At 47.7% G+C, this 14,053-nt stretch carries 13 protein-coding genes and 1 tRNA gene; 5 read left to right on the top strand and 9 right to left on the bottom strand.

The genetic code is table 11. The features are described 5' to 3' along the window. Positions 1-51: 51 nt before the first annotated feature. The 3 genes from GWK75_01970 to GWK75_01980 are packed head-to-tail and all read right to left on the bottom strand — an operon-like array spanning position 52 to position 4,304. Positions 52-1,236, bottom strand: coding sequence for an acetate/propionate family kinase (locus GWK75_01970; protein QHU91218.1), 1,185 nt, complete (start codon positions 1,234-1,236; stop codon positions 52-54). Positions 1,237-1,250: 14 nt separating this feature from the next. Next, positions 1,251-3,653, bottom strand: coding sequence for a phosphoketolase (locus tag GWK75_01975; GenBank protein QHU91219.1), 2,403 nt, complete (start codon positions 3,651-3,653; stop codon positions 1,251-1,253). Positions 3,654-3,704: 51 nt separating this feature from the next. Continuing rightward, entirely contained in the window at positions 3,705-4,304 is a 600-nt protein-coding gene (locus GWK75_01980; protein ID QHU91220.1) for a prepilin-type N-terminal cleavage/methylation domain-containing protein, read from the bottom strand. 63 nt (positions 4,305-4,367) lie between these two features. Here GWK75_01980 and GWK75_01985 point away from each other — a divergent pair, with 63 nt between their 5' ends. Then, a complete protein-coding gene (locus GWK75_01985) occupies positions 4,368-5,087 on the top strand; it encodes a methyltransferase (GenBank protein ID QHU91221.1) in 720 nt (239 codons plus the stop codon). 164 nt (positions 5,088-5,251) lie between these two features. Here the strand turns inward: GWK75_01985 and GWK75_01990 are convergent. Further along, a tRNA-Gln gene (locus tag GWK75_01990) sits at positions 5,252-5,326 on the bottom strand. A 149-nt stretch (positions 5,327-5,475) separates the two neighbouring features. Here GWK75_01990 and GWK75_01995 point away from each other — a divergent pair. Beyond that, a complete protein-coding gene (locus tag GWK75_01995; protein ID QHU91222.1) occupies positions 5,476-7,578 on the top strand; it encodes an STAS domain-containing protein in 2,103 nt (700 codons plus the stop codon). Here GWK75_01995 and GWK75_02000 read toward each other — a convergent pair. Further along, positions 7,526-8,386, bottom strand: coding sequence for a hypothetical protein (locus GWK75_02000; protein QHU91223.1), 861 nt, complete (start codon positions 8,384-8,386; stop codon positions 7,526-7,528). The two genes, GWK75_01995 and GWK75_02000, sit on opposite strands and share 53 nt — an antisense overlap. Before the next feature lie 59 nt (positions 8,387-8,445). Here GWK75_02000 and GWK75_02005 point away from each other — a divergent pair, with 59 nt between their 5' ends. Both GWK75_02005 and GWK75_02010 read left to right on the top strand, forming a co-directional pair. After that, positions 8,446-8,649: a hypothetical protein gene (locus GWK75_02005; protein QHU91224.1), complete on the top strand. Its 204-nt coding sequence runs from the start codon at positions 8,446-8,448 to the stop codon at positions 8,647-8,649. Positions 8,650-8,686: 37 nt separating this feature from the next. Continuing rightward, the gene (locus GWK75_02010; protein QHU91225.1) at positions 8,687-9,823 is read left to right on the top strand and encodes an AI-2E family transporter; all 1,137 of its coding nucleotides are present in this window, start codon (positions 8,687-8,689) and stop codon (positions 9,821-9,823) included. An 84-nt stretch (positions 9,824-9,907) separates the two neighbouring features. Here the strand turns inward: GWK75_02010 and GWK75_02015 are convergent, their stop codons facing one another. Both GWK75_02015 and GWK75_02020 read right to left on the bottom strand, forming a co-directional pair. Then, on the bottom strand, positions 9,908-11,377 hold the full coding sequence (locus GWK75_02015; protein ID QHU91226.1) for a cysteine--tRNA ligase: 1,470 nt from the start codon (positions 11,375-11,377) through the stop codon (positions 9,908-9,910). Continuing rightward, positions 11,346-12,374, bottom strand: a complete 1,029-nt coding sequence (locus GWK75_02020; protein QHU91227.1) for a hypothetical protein — start codon at positions 12,372-12,374, stop codon at positions 11,346-11,348. Before GWK75_02020 ends, GWK75_02015 begins: the two co-directional genes overlap by 32 nt. A gap of 147 nt (positions 12,375-12,521) precedes the next feature. Here GWK75_02020 and GWK75_02025 point away from each other — a divergent pair, with 147 nt between their 5' ends. After that, a complete protein-coding gene (locus GWK75_02025) occupies positions 12,522-13,007 on the top strand; it encodes a hypothetical protein (GenBank protein ID QHU91228.1) in 486 nt (161 codons plus the stop codon). An 84-nt stretch (positions 13,008-13,091) separates the two neighbouring features. On the opposite strand, the gene recR is transcribed toward GWK75_02025, so the two are convergent. Further along, a complete protein-coding gene (gene recR, locus GWK75_02030) occupies positions 13,092-13,706 on the bottom strand; it encodes a recombination protein RecR (GenBank protein ID QHU91229.1) in 615 nt (204 codons plus the stop codon). Between the two features lie 9 nt (positions 13,707-13,715). After that, positions 13,716-14,006, bottom strand: coding sequence for a YbaB/EbfC family nucleoid-associated protein (locus GWK75_02035; GenBank protein ID QHU91230.1), 291 nt, complete (start codon positions 14,004-14,006; stop codon positions 13,716-13,718). Positions 14,007-14,053 lie beyond the last annotated feature (47 nt).

Genomic DNA, 14,053 nt, shown 5'->3' on the forward strand with positions numbered 1-14,053 from the left:
TATATAAAAGCTCGTAACTACGCAGGTGTTTGCAGATGAAGCCTGTTTACCTTATCGTTTGGCCGCCTTGAGGGTCCGTTTTGCGATCTCAACACTTTCGTTTGTTGGTATGACGATGATAGGCTTGGATTTTGCAGACTGAGAGATGCTGGTGAGTTGGTCGGGTTCCGTACAGCCATCGTTTAGATTGCCGTCTATGATGAAGTCGACAAATTCCAGATGAGCGACGATGCGTTTTCGCAAAATTGCACTGCGCTCGCCAACCGTACCAGTAAACACCAGTAGGTCGCACCCGTTTAAGGTTACTATCATACTGCCGATCGCCTTGTGAATTGTATGAACGAGAGTTGTCAGGGCTAGGTGTGCCAGATGGTCGCCATTTTTTTCGCGTTCGATTAGATCGCGAATATCGTTTGAGCCACCAATTCCGAGCAGACCGCCTCGTTGATTTAGATAGGATTCAATTCCTGACCAGTCCATGCCTAGTTTGGTTTGTAGAGCGCGCACAGCTCCTGGACTGATGTCACCACTCCTTGTCGCCATGAGTACACCCTCGAGTGGCGTGAACCCCATCGTGTTGTCGATGCTTCTGCCGTGAAAAATGGCGCTCACACTACTACCGCTACCGAGGTGACAGACTACGACTTTTGGTGGTAGTTTGCCATGATTCCACAGCTCATCGACAGCGCTTGCTACTGATATGCCATGGTATCCGTATCGCTTAATCTCTAGACTGTCGGCGTCTTGGATATTGATACCGTAGTTCCAGGCATATGGTGGTTTTGTGCGATGAAACGCACTATCGCTGACCGCTACGACTGGTGTCTGTCCGAAATACTCGCGTAGTATTTTTAGTTCTTCGAGTGTTGCAAAAATGTGAATCGGAGCGAGGCTTTTGGTCTCTTCGAGCTTCGCGATGACCTCGTCTGATATGACGCGGTCTTCCATGAAGTATGAACCAGGGGCGACGACGCGCAGACCTATTGCGGTAATTGCTTCGTTTTCGTTTAATATATTTTCGCGAACCAATATACCTCTCACTTCTCGCGGCGCGTCATGAACCTCTGACAGTGTGGTTTCGACTTGTCGTGAACCGCTATTTGTGCGAAGTGTTGCGACTATTTGGCCATCTGACGATTCAATATGAAGTTCAGCTCGTAGCGCGAGTTTGTCTGATTCGTACAGCGCGTATTTACGGCTTGAACTTCCAGGATTTGCGACAAGTATCAGTCCCACCCATTTCTCCTATCTTAGTTAGTTTGGCCGCGCCATTCTTCTTCTTTTGTGCGCTCGAGGTCGCGTGCTGCTGGCCATACCCATGCGTCAAGCTCGGGAAGGTCGATGCCGTGCTGTTTGATGTAGGCAGTATTGGCTTCGATTCGAGCGCGGTATTTCGCTATCAGATGTTCGGCCTCTTGGACTGGTATAGCGTCCGTTTGACCAAGCTTCCTGAACGCGGCAATAGCGAGGTCGTAGCGGCTGGTCTCGTTTCGGACATGCATATCAAACGGTGTAGTGGTGGAGCCAATCTCTTTGTAGCCACGGACATCAAAGCGCGTTCCGTCGACCGCGTAGTTAAATAGGATACTCTTAACGGTCTGTGGGTAGCCGTGGAAGTTAAAGACGACAGGCTTATCTTCGGTGAATATATCGTCAAAGAGTTGCTGGCTGGCGGTGTTAGCAAGCGTTCCAAATCCTTGTGTTGTCAGTGACGACACGTTGACGCAACGGACTTTTACGTCAGGACGCTCGGTCTTGATAATGTCGATTGCCGCCATGGTTTCTTTGGTCGGATAATCACCAGCGGCCGCCATGACGATGTCGGGCTGTTCGTCGCTCGCAAAGTCCCATATCATCAACCCGGTATCAATCTGTTTACGTGCTAGCTCTGGCGTTAGCCAGCGTGGCTCGACTGTTTTGCCGGCGACAACGGCATTGATTTGGCGGACGCTTTTTAGCATGTTCTCAACAGCGACGAGTGTACAGTTGCCATCTGCTGGGAAGTAGACATTGCTAAAGTTGCTTTGACGACGCAAGATGTCGTCGATAAATCCTGGGTTTTGGTGGCTAAATCCGTTGTGATCCTGTCGCCAACCACTACTTGTCAAGATGTAATTGATACTCGGTATAGTTCCGCGCCACTCGACGCCACGACTTTGTGTCAGGAACTTGGCGTACTGATCTACCATACTCGAGACAACAGTGAGAAATGCTTCGTAACTAGCAAACATAGCGTGTCGTCCAGTGAGGACATAGCCCTGCATCAAACCTTGCATATTATGCTCAGAGAGCATCTCCATAACGCGGCCATCTTGGGTGAGGTCCTTGTCCCAGCTCATGATAGGCCATTGCCAGCTACGGCTAGTGGCTTTGAATATGTCGTCAAGTTTGTTTGAGTACGTTTCGTCAGGGCTCATCATGCGAAAGTTTTTGTGATCAGCATTTCGACGAAACACTTCCTCGAGATATAGACCAGTTCGGCGCATGCTACTTGAGCCCATCGTGCCGGGTATAGTTGCGTCTTCGGCGAAGTCTTCGGCTCTTGGGAGGTCAAGTGGCTTGTAGACGGCGTTGCCACCGTGTGCATGACGACTGCGCCCTAGTCGTTTTTCCGGATTTTCTGGTAAGATATCGTCGACATATGAGCCAAACCCGTTTGCCTCTGTGAATAGTTCGTCGAACTTATAGCTACCGAGCCATTCGTTTAGTAGTTTTAGCTCCTCTTTGTCGGTCTTGGCTTCGTTTAGGACAACCTGGTGTGCAAGGCAGTTGCCTTCAACTTTTTCACCGTCTGGCAATTCTTTGACGCCTGTCCAGCCCTTGAGTGTGCGCATAATAATCATTGGCATACGAGGGCTGACGGTATCGTGACTGGAGCGAACCTCAGCTATTAGATCGTGTGCCCAGTCGAGTGCCTCTGCCATTGCGTCATGAGGGTTGACGTCGCCCTTGGTTGCGTCGACAATTCGTGGTTCGTAGCCATAGCCTGAAAATAGCGTCATCAGTTCGTAGTTGCTCATACGACCAAAGATTGTCGGCTGGCTAATTTTGTAGCCATTTAGGTGGAGGATCGGTAGAACGACGCCGTCTTTTCTCGGGTTGATGAGCTTGTTTAAATGCCAAGCGCCAGCGGTTGGCCCGGTTTCTGCCTCGCCGTCCCCGATTAGCGCAGCGACAATAAGGTCTGGATTATCCATGACGGCACCATAGCTAGTGCTTAAGGCGTAGCCAAGCTCGCCTCCTTCGAGGATAACGCCTGGAGTTTCTGGGTTTGAGTGGCTTGGGTATCCGTATGGCCAGCTAAACTCACGACATAGTCGACGAATACCGTCAAGATTCATCGGCAAGGTTGGGTCAAAGTGGCTCAGCGTACCCTCGAGGTAGAGGTTGGCTTGTAGCGCTGGGAATCCATGCCCCGGCCCGAGGACAAACATCATATCTTGGTCGTATTTCTTAGCATAGCGCGATAAATGGGCGTAGGCAAAGTTGATACCTGGACAACTCCCCCAGTGTCCGAGCAGACGATTTTTGATGTCGTCTGGCTTGATTGCACGCTTCATGAGGTGGTTGTCTGCTAAAAAGATTTGCGCCGCGGTTAGATAATTTGCTGCACGCAAATACTGATTCATTGAGTGTTTTTCGTGATTGTTCATGCTAATGCTTAGTATAACCTCTGAGGGCGTGATTTGACAATCAAAAGACGCTTACAGACCTTCTGGATTGGTGAATGTGCTGTCGGCGTTTCCTAATTTATAAGTACATATATGATTACCATCACGAGTTGACCTCTGGGAGCTAGTCAGGCTCATGTCGGCAAATTTACGTGGGCACTCTGATGCTCCACTACTGTCTAGTATGAAAGTAAATAACGCGTCAGTGCCACTTATAGAGTAATAAATGCCACGGTGCCAGTCGGTATCGCTGTTTGCGGCGGTGACAAACGCGGGGTTAGGTGCATTTGATGAATATTTTGCGATCGCAACTGATACGTTTGGGTCGGTTATGATACCAGAGCTAGTACTCGTCTGGCGACACTGTCCGACGCCGGTTGAGCCTTTGTCGTTGTTTACGCCATAGCCATACCCCGATCCTAAGCAGGTAGATAATTCGGGATAGCGATGATTTCGTAGCTGATAGGTTTTTAGAATCTTAACCCATTGATTGGCAGCGCTAAGTGTTTGTGAATTGCGAGCACGCGCCTGAACGCCGTTATAAGTGACTAGCGTGATGCCCGCGAGGATGCCGATAATAAAAACAACGATGAGGATTTCTATAAGTGTAAATCCGCTCATGGTTTTCTTCATACTGTTAGTATACGACGCTAGCTGATTGCTGTCTATCGTTTTAGGTAGTGGTACGATATAGATATGAAACGACTTGTTACGAGCCACTCTCAGCATTTCTTGCGCGGTAACGCCTTTATTGCTGAGCTAGTTGGCCATAGCAATATACGTAAAAATGATACGGTGATTGATATCGGTGCGGGTAGTGGTGCGATTACTGCTGTGCTGGCGCGTCGTGCAAAAAAGGTAGTTGCCTATGAGTCAGAGCCGTCGGCATATTCACGGCTAGAGCATAACATGAAACGTTTCTCGAACGTAGAGATTGTCAGAGGTGACTTCTTGCGCGCTGAGCTGCCAGAGGGACGGTATAAGGTGTTTTCAAATATCCCCTTTCATATTAGCTCGTCGATAGTTCGTCGTCTGACGTGTAGCACAAATCCACCGGTGTCTATATATCTGATCGTCCAAAAACAATTTGCACAAAAGATGATTGTCGAGGGTGTTCATTTTCATAGTGCGCTTGGTATGGGGATTGCTCCTTGGTGGACAGCGCGAGTTCGTCGCTCGCTTCGTCGGACTGACTTTACTCCACCACCAGCGGTTGACGCCGTACTGCTTGAGCTAAAATTGCGAGATACTCCCCTATTGCCACGCCAGCAGATGCAGTCTTATATGGACTGGATTGAGCGTTGTTATGCTGATCCACGTACTTTTGCTAGGTCGACCGCACCTAAACATAAAAAACCATCAGAATTAACACTTGAAGAATGGTTGTCAGCGGCCCGCAACGCTCACCTTGGGTGATGTAAGCATAATAAAATAACTGCGTGGTTCAATCATAGACGTCACGCCGGCAGTTTATAATATTGTGGGGTAGCAAGCTGGTCTTGTTTATGTTATACAGCCACTGATTTTTATAAAACTAAACCCGCTTTTTGCGGGTTTCAAAAAAAGTTTAGTTGCGTATTTGGCTGGGCCGGAGGGATTCGAACCCCCGAATGCCAGGACCAAAACCTGGTGCCTTACCGCTTGGCGACGGCCCAATAATACACTTAACGCTACCGCATTATACCACAGTTAACTTGTCAATAATAGGCGCTGTCTGCTAGTCGTATGTTTTTTTGATATATAAGTGAAGAGTATGGGCTGAAGTATGTTGACGCTTAAGTAAAATATCACTACTATAAATCACATGAAGAAGCTGCTCCATCCGAGTATCGCTCAATACAAAAAACGATATCTCAAACATGATTTGATAGCCGCGCTAGTGGTGACGGCGATTGCAATTCCTGAGTCGCTAGCTTTTGCGGTTATTGTTGGACTACCGCCCGTTACAGGGCTTTATACGGCCGTGTTGGCGCCGATTGTTTTTGGACTTTTGGCTAGTACGCGTCGTTTGATCGTTGGTGCAGACTCTGCGACCGCAGCTTTGATTGCGTCAGGTGCGGTATTGGTCGCGCAATCTGGTACTGTGGGTTATGCCAATGCGGTTGGTGTAATTGGTTTGCTGACGGCGGTGATTCTGATAATTATGGCGATAGCGCGACTTGGCTTTTTGGCTGACTTAATATCACGTCCGGTGCTTGTTGGTTTTTTGGCGGGGGTTGGCGTTCAGCTGATTATTACTCGGCTACCGACGATGCTGGGCGTAGAGGCTCACGGAAGCCTGTCTCAACATATCATTCAATTATTTCAGCAGATCGGGTCGATCAATGGAATGGCGTTGACGATATCGGTTCTTGTTGTTGGTATTATTTTGATTACGCGAAAAACCAAGATACCAGGTGAGTTAATTGGACTCGGTTTGGCGATGCTATTTGCGTTTGGTTTTAACGTCGATACACTGGGCGTCAAGCTGGTTGGGGTTTTGCCAGCTGGACTGCCAATGCCAACTTACCCACATGTTAACCTCGGACAGGTCGTGATGTTATTACCTACCGCTATTTCAGTTGCAGTCGTTATCCTTGCTCAGAGTTCATCGGTAATTCAAAGCTCGGCCAATGAGCATGACGAAAAAGTTCGGCTTAACCAGGACCTATTTTCGCTTGGCGTGGCAAACGCCTTCTCGGCATTAACAAGAGGCTTTGTCGTCAATGGTAGCCCGCCACGTAGTCTTGCGGCAGACCTCGCCGGCGGCAAGAGTCAGATGGTAAATATTATGATGGGTGGATTCATCGGCTTATTCTTGCTGTTTGGCAATCAGCTTTTTCGCTGGATGCCAGAAGCAGCTCTTGCGTCAATCGTCTTTATGCTTGGCTGGCGTTTGATCCGATTCAGTGAGCTAGACTACATCTGGCGGACTCATAGAATTGAGTTTTTTGTTTCGTTGATTGCTTTGGTCGGGACGGTGCTTTTTGGTGTGCTGCAGGGCGTATTGATTGCGGTAATAGTTTCTCTGATGGAACGTATCAGCCGACAATATCATCCTAAAGATGACGTGTTGCTGCGCGATGGAAAGCTGTCGGAATGGGCGGTTGAACGGTTGGGCGTTGATAGTCGTTACCTTGCTGACTCTGAGGGTATACTAGTGTATGCATTTGACGGTGCACTATTTTTTGATAGTATCAACTACTTTACAACTCGTATCAAGCGGGCGGTTGAAAATGCTGAAAAACCTGTGAAATATATCATTGTTGATGCTGGTGCAATTGATAATATTGACTACACAGCGGTAGAATCGCTCAAGACGCTGTATCGGCATTTGTCATCTGACGATATCCGTCTCGGCTTTGCGCACGTTTCGCCAAATCTTTACCATCAATTTAATGAATATGGCGTCACTGACCTAGTTGGCGAGGATAACATCTACTCTACTTTATCTGGTGCCATAAAATCACAGCCGAACACTCGGCAGACTGCGGTGGAAAAAGTTAAAAAGCTTGGTATAAAACAGGATGATTATGTAGTAATTGGCGGTGCGGTGCTTGAGTCCTTGCATCTCCGGGATACGATGGATATCGATATAGTTGTTAGTGATGAGGTATATACACGTTATCGCGATAAAAAACACTGGAAAGAGTACGTTCAGGACAATGGTAAGCGAGTATTGGTGCATAACAGTTACAACATGATGCGTACCTGGATGGGCAATTCCCTCAAGCGCCTCAAGCGTGATGCATTTGTCGTCGACGGTGTGTCGCTCATGAATATCCAAATGCTAATCGAAAGCAAACGACACCTTGGGCGTCGGAAAGACCTTGCTGACATCACGTTATTAAAGCAGTATCTACAGCACCACCCCGTCAAGAGCGAAGTGAAGAAAAATGATTCCAAAATTGAATCAAAGGTTCGTTGACGAACAGGGTCGTTGCTGGGTTGAATCGACGACAGAACCGCTCTTTCTCTTCAGGAGTAAATCCGCCGATTACGGTATCAGCCGTTGATACACTAACTATCTTTGCGTTCTTGGCGAGTATAGTCGCCGGTACGAGACACGATAGATGCGCAAGCGTTGTAGTATTGAGCACCGAGTCCGTTGAAGCGTAAATAATATCGATATCTTCTTGTTTTATTTTTTCGATAGCATATGGGATGTCTGGGTGTAGGGTGTAGTGAAATGATACTAATCCTACTGAACGTAGTGCACCTCCTTTTGGCCTAGCTCCTGGCAAGTTTCTTGTCAGAGAAACTCCTACTGCATAAACTTGGCGTCCTCGCGCACTATAAGATCTTGCAGCGATAAGTAGTTTCTCGCGTTCATTATCAGTTAAATCTGTATGATTAATGATATCGGCAACCTCACCTAGCCAATAGGTGCGATAAAGCTCACCCTCATGCCAACTACTATGGGTTAATGTCCCATCATGAGACGAAACTGGGTCGTATGGTAGAGAAGCGTGGTCTCCCATACTGTCACGTAGTAGCTGCGATCGTGGTGAGGTGTTGCCAACGAGTGCACGTTGTGCGATAGCTGTCACTTCTTTTGGTGATGTGTCCAAACTGTATGACTGTGCAAAGTTTAAGCGACCGTCTGTTAGCGCGGTAGAGTCGATGACTATTGTGTCGATACGTTTAGCTCGACGACGTATCGAAGTTGGTATAGTGAGTCGTCGTGTAGTGATGCCAAAGTAGTTTTTAATAAACTCACGGAGAGGCTTTTTCATGTAGTGTAGTATATCATAAGCGGGTTGCGACTCTAGACTAACTAGGATACACTATAGGCATGGTAAAGAAAGCAGCATCTTCAGCAAAGGTCAACCGTACTTCGGCAAAGAAGCCGGCTACGCGCAAACGACGCGTTAGCAAGTCGACTAAGGTTGATTACTACCCTAACCGTATGACTGTAGCCGTGTCGGCACTGGCGGGAACGGTTTTGGTTCTATTTGCTTTGATATCGGTGTACGGCGCGTATCACGGCTGGCAGTAGTATCTCATTTGGGTATACATAGAGTATACTTAAATGTATGAAAGTACGCATTGAGATAGACACAAAGACTTTTATTCGCTTTTGGCTGGTGGTCATTGGCTTTGCTGCGGCAATTTTGGCGCTGTATAGTGCACGTACGGCGCTTGTTATTATAGGCACGGCGCTATTCTTGGCGCTAGCGTTAAATGGACCAGTCAGCCGACTGGCTCGCTATTTACCTGGTCGGAGTCGAACTCTCTCGACGGCGTTATCTTTTCTGGTCGTTGTGGTGTTTCTTGCCATGGTAATATTTCTCGTTATTCCACCAATAGTTCAGCAGACGGCTAAATTTATTGACAGCGCGCCCGAGATGGTGCGAACGATCTCGGCCCAATGGCATGGGCTTGGTGAAGTTATCGAAAAGTATCGTATTCAAAACCAGGTAGATCAGATAGTTGCTGCTATTCAGACTGATGCAGCGCGCTGGACGACCGACCTGGGGAAGAATTTTATATCTGGTCTTGGCTCAGCGTTTAATATGGTTGTGGCTGGTATCTTGGTGCTAGTCCTGACATTTCTTATGTTGGTTGAGGGGCCTAATTGGGTACATCGACTTTGGAGCCTATATCGAAATAAGGAGCGTATGGAGCAACATAGGCGACTAGTCGGTCGTATGCACGCGATCGTCTCAGGCTATGTCGGTGGACAGTTGACAATATCGGCAATTGATGGATTTGCGGCAGGTGCAACAGTCTTTATTCTCAGTCAATTTATCCATGAGGTACCAGTAAATCTTGCCCTACCGACTGTAGCAATCTGCTTTACGCTTTCGCTGATTCCGGTATTTGGTGCAACAATTGCCGGCATGCTTGTGGCGATACTGCTATTCTTTAGTAGTGTGCCAGCGGGTATTTTGTTTGCGATCTACTTCCTCGTCTATCAGCAGGTCGAAAACAACATAATTGGACCACGTATCCAATCAAAACGACTTGAACTCAGTCCGCTAACCGTACTTGTTTCAGTAACGGTTGGGCTTTATGTGTTTGGAGTTGTAGGTGGTGTTATATCAATTCCTATCGCAGGTTGTATTAACGTTCTGGTTGAGGAGTATTTGGAGATGAATCGTCAGAAATACGCCGAAAATAATAAACCGCTAGCGAAGCTTGTCAAGAAAATAAAGAGTCAAAAGGCCTAGGGGCATCGTACTTGATAATTTAAAGACACTTCCACATTTGGGCTGGAAGTGTCTTTTTTTTGGGGGGTGTCTAGCTGCTTAATACTAAACTCGTGACCAAATCGTATCATTAGAGGTGTCGCGAATTTTTATTCCACGCTCCAGTAGCTCATCGCGCAGCTTGTCTGAAAGCTTCCAATCGCTCACCTCCCTGGCTCGACGACGCTTGAGGATAAGCATCTTTTCTTCGTCGTTGATGTCTGGAGTACTTTCGCATAATTGTAGCCCCAATAGGTCGTCGATTGTTTCGAGGAACTGAACCAGCCCATATTGGTGAATCGATGCCAGTGGCTTGTTGTCGAGCTTACTAAAAGTTTCATCGACGATTCTTAGTGCTTCTGGAGTGTTTAGGTTGTTCTGCAGGGCTTCTACGAGAGCTCTTGATGCAGCGGCCACCGATATAAACTCATCGGTATCGTCATTCTTTTTGTCGTCGTGTAAGCTGTCGTGTGTTTGATGGCGAAGTACGGCGTAACTACGCCAGTTAGCCAGACGATTTTTTGCCGCTTCTAAGTTATCGAACGTAAAGTTCCCTTCATTTGTGTATTGCCCTTGCAATATAAACATCCTTAGATCCATCGGTGAGAAGCCACGCTCTTCTAGTTGCGCTAGAGTATATCCATTACCGAGGCTTTTACTAACTTTGCCGCCATCGATTTTCAAGTGGTTGTTGTGTAACCAGTAGTTAGCGAACTTCTGACCGCTAGCTGATTCGCTTTGAGCGATTTCGTTGGTGTGATGAACTGGGATATGGTCAATTCCGCCAGTATGGATGTCAATCGTTGGTCCTAGTATATCCATCGCCATTGCGGAGCATTCTAGGTGCCAGCCCGGAAATCCCATGATAGGTTCATCGTCTTTTGGCGGAAGTTCCAAGAGATCACCTGGCGTCTCCCATTCCATGTCACGTTTTTTACTCGGTTCAGTAAATTTCCAGAGAGCAAAATCCCAAGGTTGGCGCTTCTGGCTATTAACTTCGACTCGGGCGCCAGCACGCTGAGAATCGAGGTCTAGATGAGCAAAATCGGCATAAGTTGGAAACTTGCTGGTATCAAAATAAATTGCGTCAGATGTTTGGTAAGTGTAGCCTTTTTCCTTGAGAGCACGCACTAGATTGAGCTGTTGCGGGATAAAGTCGGTCGCGCGGACGAGGTGCTCGGGTGGAATTAGGCCGAGTTTTTCCATGCCAGCGACAAAGTCTTCGGCGTAGTATTCGGCCACTTCCCAGGCGGTTTTTTTCTCGCGACGAGCACCCTTTTCGAGTTTATCCTCCCCGTCATCGGCATCACTCACCAGGTGTCCAACGTCTGTGATATTCATAACTCGTTCAACTCGGTAGCCGCTGGCGATCAGAGTTCGAATGAGGGTGTCCCAGTATATATAGGCTGCCCAATTACCTACGTGTAGGTGGTCGTAGACGGTTGGTCCACACGTATATAAGGTCACCTTATCAGATGTGAGCGGAGCAAATGTCTCAGTTTTTCTAGTTAGCGTATTGTGAAGCTTGAGAGTCATGGTACTCCTTTAGGGCTTTGTCAGTTGCGTCGATTAGTTCGCAGAGGGCCTCTTCGTATGATTCGTATATTTTGTAGCCTGCCGCATAGCTATGGCCGCCTCCGCCAAAAAATCCAGCTATATCAGAAGCAACTGGCGTGTTACAGCGTAGCTTACCAGTGAGCTTGCCATCGGGGTAGGTTTTGATTGCGCAGGCAACTTCTACGTTCTCGACGAGGCGCATCTCGTCTAGCACGAGTACGCTTGGGTTATATCGATCGCTATATTCGGCAATATCCTCCCAGGGAATGTGAACTGTGGCGAGCTTGCCATCCAGGTGATACTCGATACGCTTGATGAGCTCGGCTTTGTAGTCCAAGATGTCGGCTGGTTTTTTCATAAATTCACGACGACGCAGTTCTATTTCGGCGGGTATAGCGCCTAACTCAACTAGTGAGGCTACCGTCTGGTAGGTGCGGACGCCAGCACTTTGAGTTGTTAGTCCGAGTGTGTCGCTAGCGATAGATATGTAGAGTGATTCAGCGGCAGCTGCATTGATGTGCCATTTAGCGGTTGAGGCAATATCGTAAATTAGCTCACCAGTCGCCGCTGCTGTACCGCTCATAATAAACTCATGGTTAAATGTTAGGTCATTTTGAGTTTCGTCCTCGTCGCTTTCTCCGTGGTGATCGAGAACGATGACTTGATGCGTTTCTAGGTAATGACGTACTCCTGGGGCTTGGAGAGCTTTTTCAAGGAGCGCTTCAGCGGCGGTATCGACGATAATCGCTAGATCGGCGTCAAATGGGAAGTCGTTTACTACTCGGTCCCATCCGCTGATATATCGGAGGTATTTTGGCACGTCAATCGCGCAGTACATGACGACCGATTTGCCTCGTTCACTAAGTAGTTCTTCGAGTGCCAAGCTGCTGCCTAGGCTGTCTCCATCTGGGTTCTCGCCTTGTATCACTACAATTTTTGTAGCCTTGTTGATCATAGAGATTACGGTGTCAAACATCAGGTATATTGTAGCATATTGCCTGCCTATTAGATGGTCCTATCTAGGGAGGATTATCAATCATGGCAACGATAGACTAGTTGCTTTTTATATAAAAGAGTGGTATAATTAAGGGAGAGGACAGAGTGATCATTCTGTCCTAGTTCTATGCTCCATCCTAGGTTGGGTTGGAGACGAAAGGCAGGAAAAATGAGTAGTTTTTGGCTTGTACAGCGCGTTGTCCCACTGGGAGGGGCGCTCGTCTGCGATTATGTGGACGATGAGAGTGAAAGGGCGCTTAATGAGTCTCTACAGAGGCTAAGTGCCGACGAGGAATTGACCGTTTCGAACGGATCTATACAGATTAGAGGTATAATCAAGGCTGTATATTTTCTATGTAGCCGAAATGAGGCTGCTCTCAAGGCAATAGAGCTACAGAAGTGGGTAAACCAGGGGTGTTATTCCAAGGTCTACTCAGACTTCTCTGAGCATTTTTTCAAGCAAGATATCCTTGGAAGGCCTCTGGGTCGTAGCTACAATACCGTAGCTTGGTGGAGTCCAGAGAGTGACCTCGTTTGGTCATTTTCTGAGGGCTGGCTATGGAAGCTTGCTCGACAGAATGGGCTAAAGGCGAGACCCTTTTGCCTTGTATGATCTGAGCACGAGGCTGGACTCATTTCTCCTGCCTCGTTACCAGAGGGTTTGAATAATTTTCAAAATTTCTGGTAACGAGATTTACTATAATGCGCGACGACCCTCTAGGGCGTGGCTGAGGGTAATCTGATCGGCGTACTCAAGGTCGACGCCAACTGGTATGCCTCTTGCAAGACGTGATAATTTAGTCTCTATGTTCGCTTCTTTGATCTGGCGCTGAATAAACAATGCCGTCGACTCGCCCTCGACGCTTGCGTTTGTGGCGATGATCACCTCTTCTACCTCGTCGTCGCGGAGACGTTTAAGTAATTCTGGGATGTGGAGTTGTTCTGGGCCAATCCCGTCGATTGGTGAGATTGCTCCGCCGAGGACGTGGTATGTGCCGCTAAAATGCCCTGTTTTTTCTAAAGCGATGATATCTAGCGGCTCTTCGACGACAGCAACCAGTTTTTTGTTTCGCGACTCATCTACGTATAGGTGGGATATCTCCTCTTCGCTGTCTATCAGAGCAAACGTTTTTGGGCAGGTTTTTACACCACTGTGCAACCCCGATATCGCATGAGACAAGCTTTCTGAAGCGCGGGCGTCGGAGCGTAATAGATAATAAGCGTAGCGCTCAGCAGTACGAGCGCCAACGCCGGGTAGTCGACCGAGCTCATCGATCACTTTTGCGAGCGTCTTTGGCAGTAGTTCGGGCATGGGTTTATTTTAGAGTCCAAGCTTGCCAAGTCCGCCCATCAGAGGCTTCATTTTTTCAGCAGCAATTTCCTGAGCTTTGGTCATACCGTCACGGACGGCGATTTCGATCCAATGCTCGAGCTGATGAATGTCATCAAGGTCAACATACTCTGGGTCGATTTTAACTGATTTAATTTTTAGCTCGCCAGAGATTTGGACGACTACGGCTCCATCGCCTGCTTCGACTTCAACAATTTCTTTTGCAAGATCTTTTTGGGCTTTTCGTAGGTCGTTGAGCATCTTCATCTGGTTGAGTGCCATGATAAGTAATTCCTCCTGAATAATTAACTAGACGTATTATAACCTAT

This window comes from Candidatus Saccharibacteria bacterium oral taxon 955, from assembly GCA_010202265.1.
GTDB lineage: Bacteria > Patescibacteriota > Saccharimonadia > Saccharimonadales > Saccharimonadaceae > Saccharimonas.

Excerpts from the sequence above, each read along its gene's own strand:
- GWK75_01995 (QHU91222.1), top strand. The coding sequence starts at position 5,476 with ATGAAGAAGCTGCTCCATCCGAGTATCGCTCAATACAAAAAACGATAT.
- GWK75_01975 (QHU91219.1), bottom strand. The coding sequence starts at position 3,653 with ATGAACAATCACGAAAAACACTCAATGAATCAGTATTTGCGTGCAGCA.
- GWK75_02010 (QHU91225.1), top strand. The coding sequence starts at position 8,687 with ATGAAAGTACGCATTGAGATAGACACAAAGACTTTTATTCGCTTTTGG.
- GWK75_02025 (QHU91228.1), top strand. The coding sequence starts at position 12,522 with ATGCTCCATCCTAGGTTGGGTTGGAGACGAAAGGCAGGAAAAATGAGT.
- GWK75_01985 (QHU91221.1), top strand. The coding sequence starts at position 4,368 with ATGAAACGACTTGTTACGAGCCACTCTCAGCATTTCTTGCGCGGTAAC.
- GWK75_02035 (QHU91230.1), bottom strand. The coding sequence starts at position 14,006 with ATGGCACTCAACCAGATGAAGATGCTCAACGACCTACGAAAAGCCCAA.
- GWK75_01980 (QHU91220.1), bottom strand. The coding sequence starts at position 4,304 with ATGAAGAAAACCATGAGCGGATTTACACTTATAGAAATCCTCATCGTT.
- GWK75_02005 (QHU91224.1), top strand. The coding sequence starts at position 8,446 with ATGGTAAAGAAAGCAGCATCTTCAGCAAAGGTCAACCGTACTTCGGCA.
- GWK75_02015 (QHU91226.1), bottom strand. The coding sequence starts at position 11,377 with ATGACTCTCAAGCTTCACAATACGCTAACTAGAAAAACTGAGACATTT.
- GWK75_02020 (QHU91227.1), bottom strand. The coding sequence starts at position 12,374 with ATGTTTGACACCGTAATCTCTATGATCAACAAGGCTACAAAAATTGTA.
- GWK75_02000 (QHU91223.1), bottom strand. The coding sequence starts at position 8,386 with ATGAAAAAGCCTCTCCGTGAGTTTATTAAAAACTACTTTGGCATCACT.
- recR (QHU91229.1), bottom strand. The coding sequence starts at position 13,706 with ATGCCCGAACTACTGCCAAAGACGCTCGCAAAAGTGATCGATGAGCTC.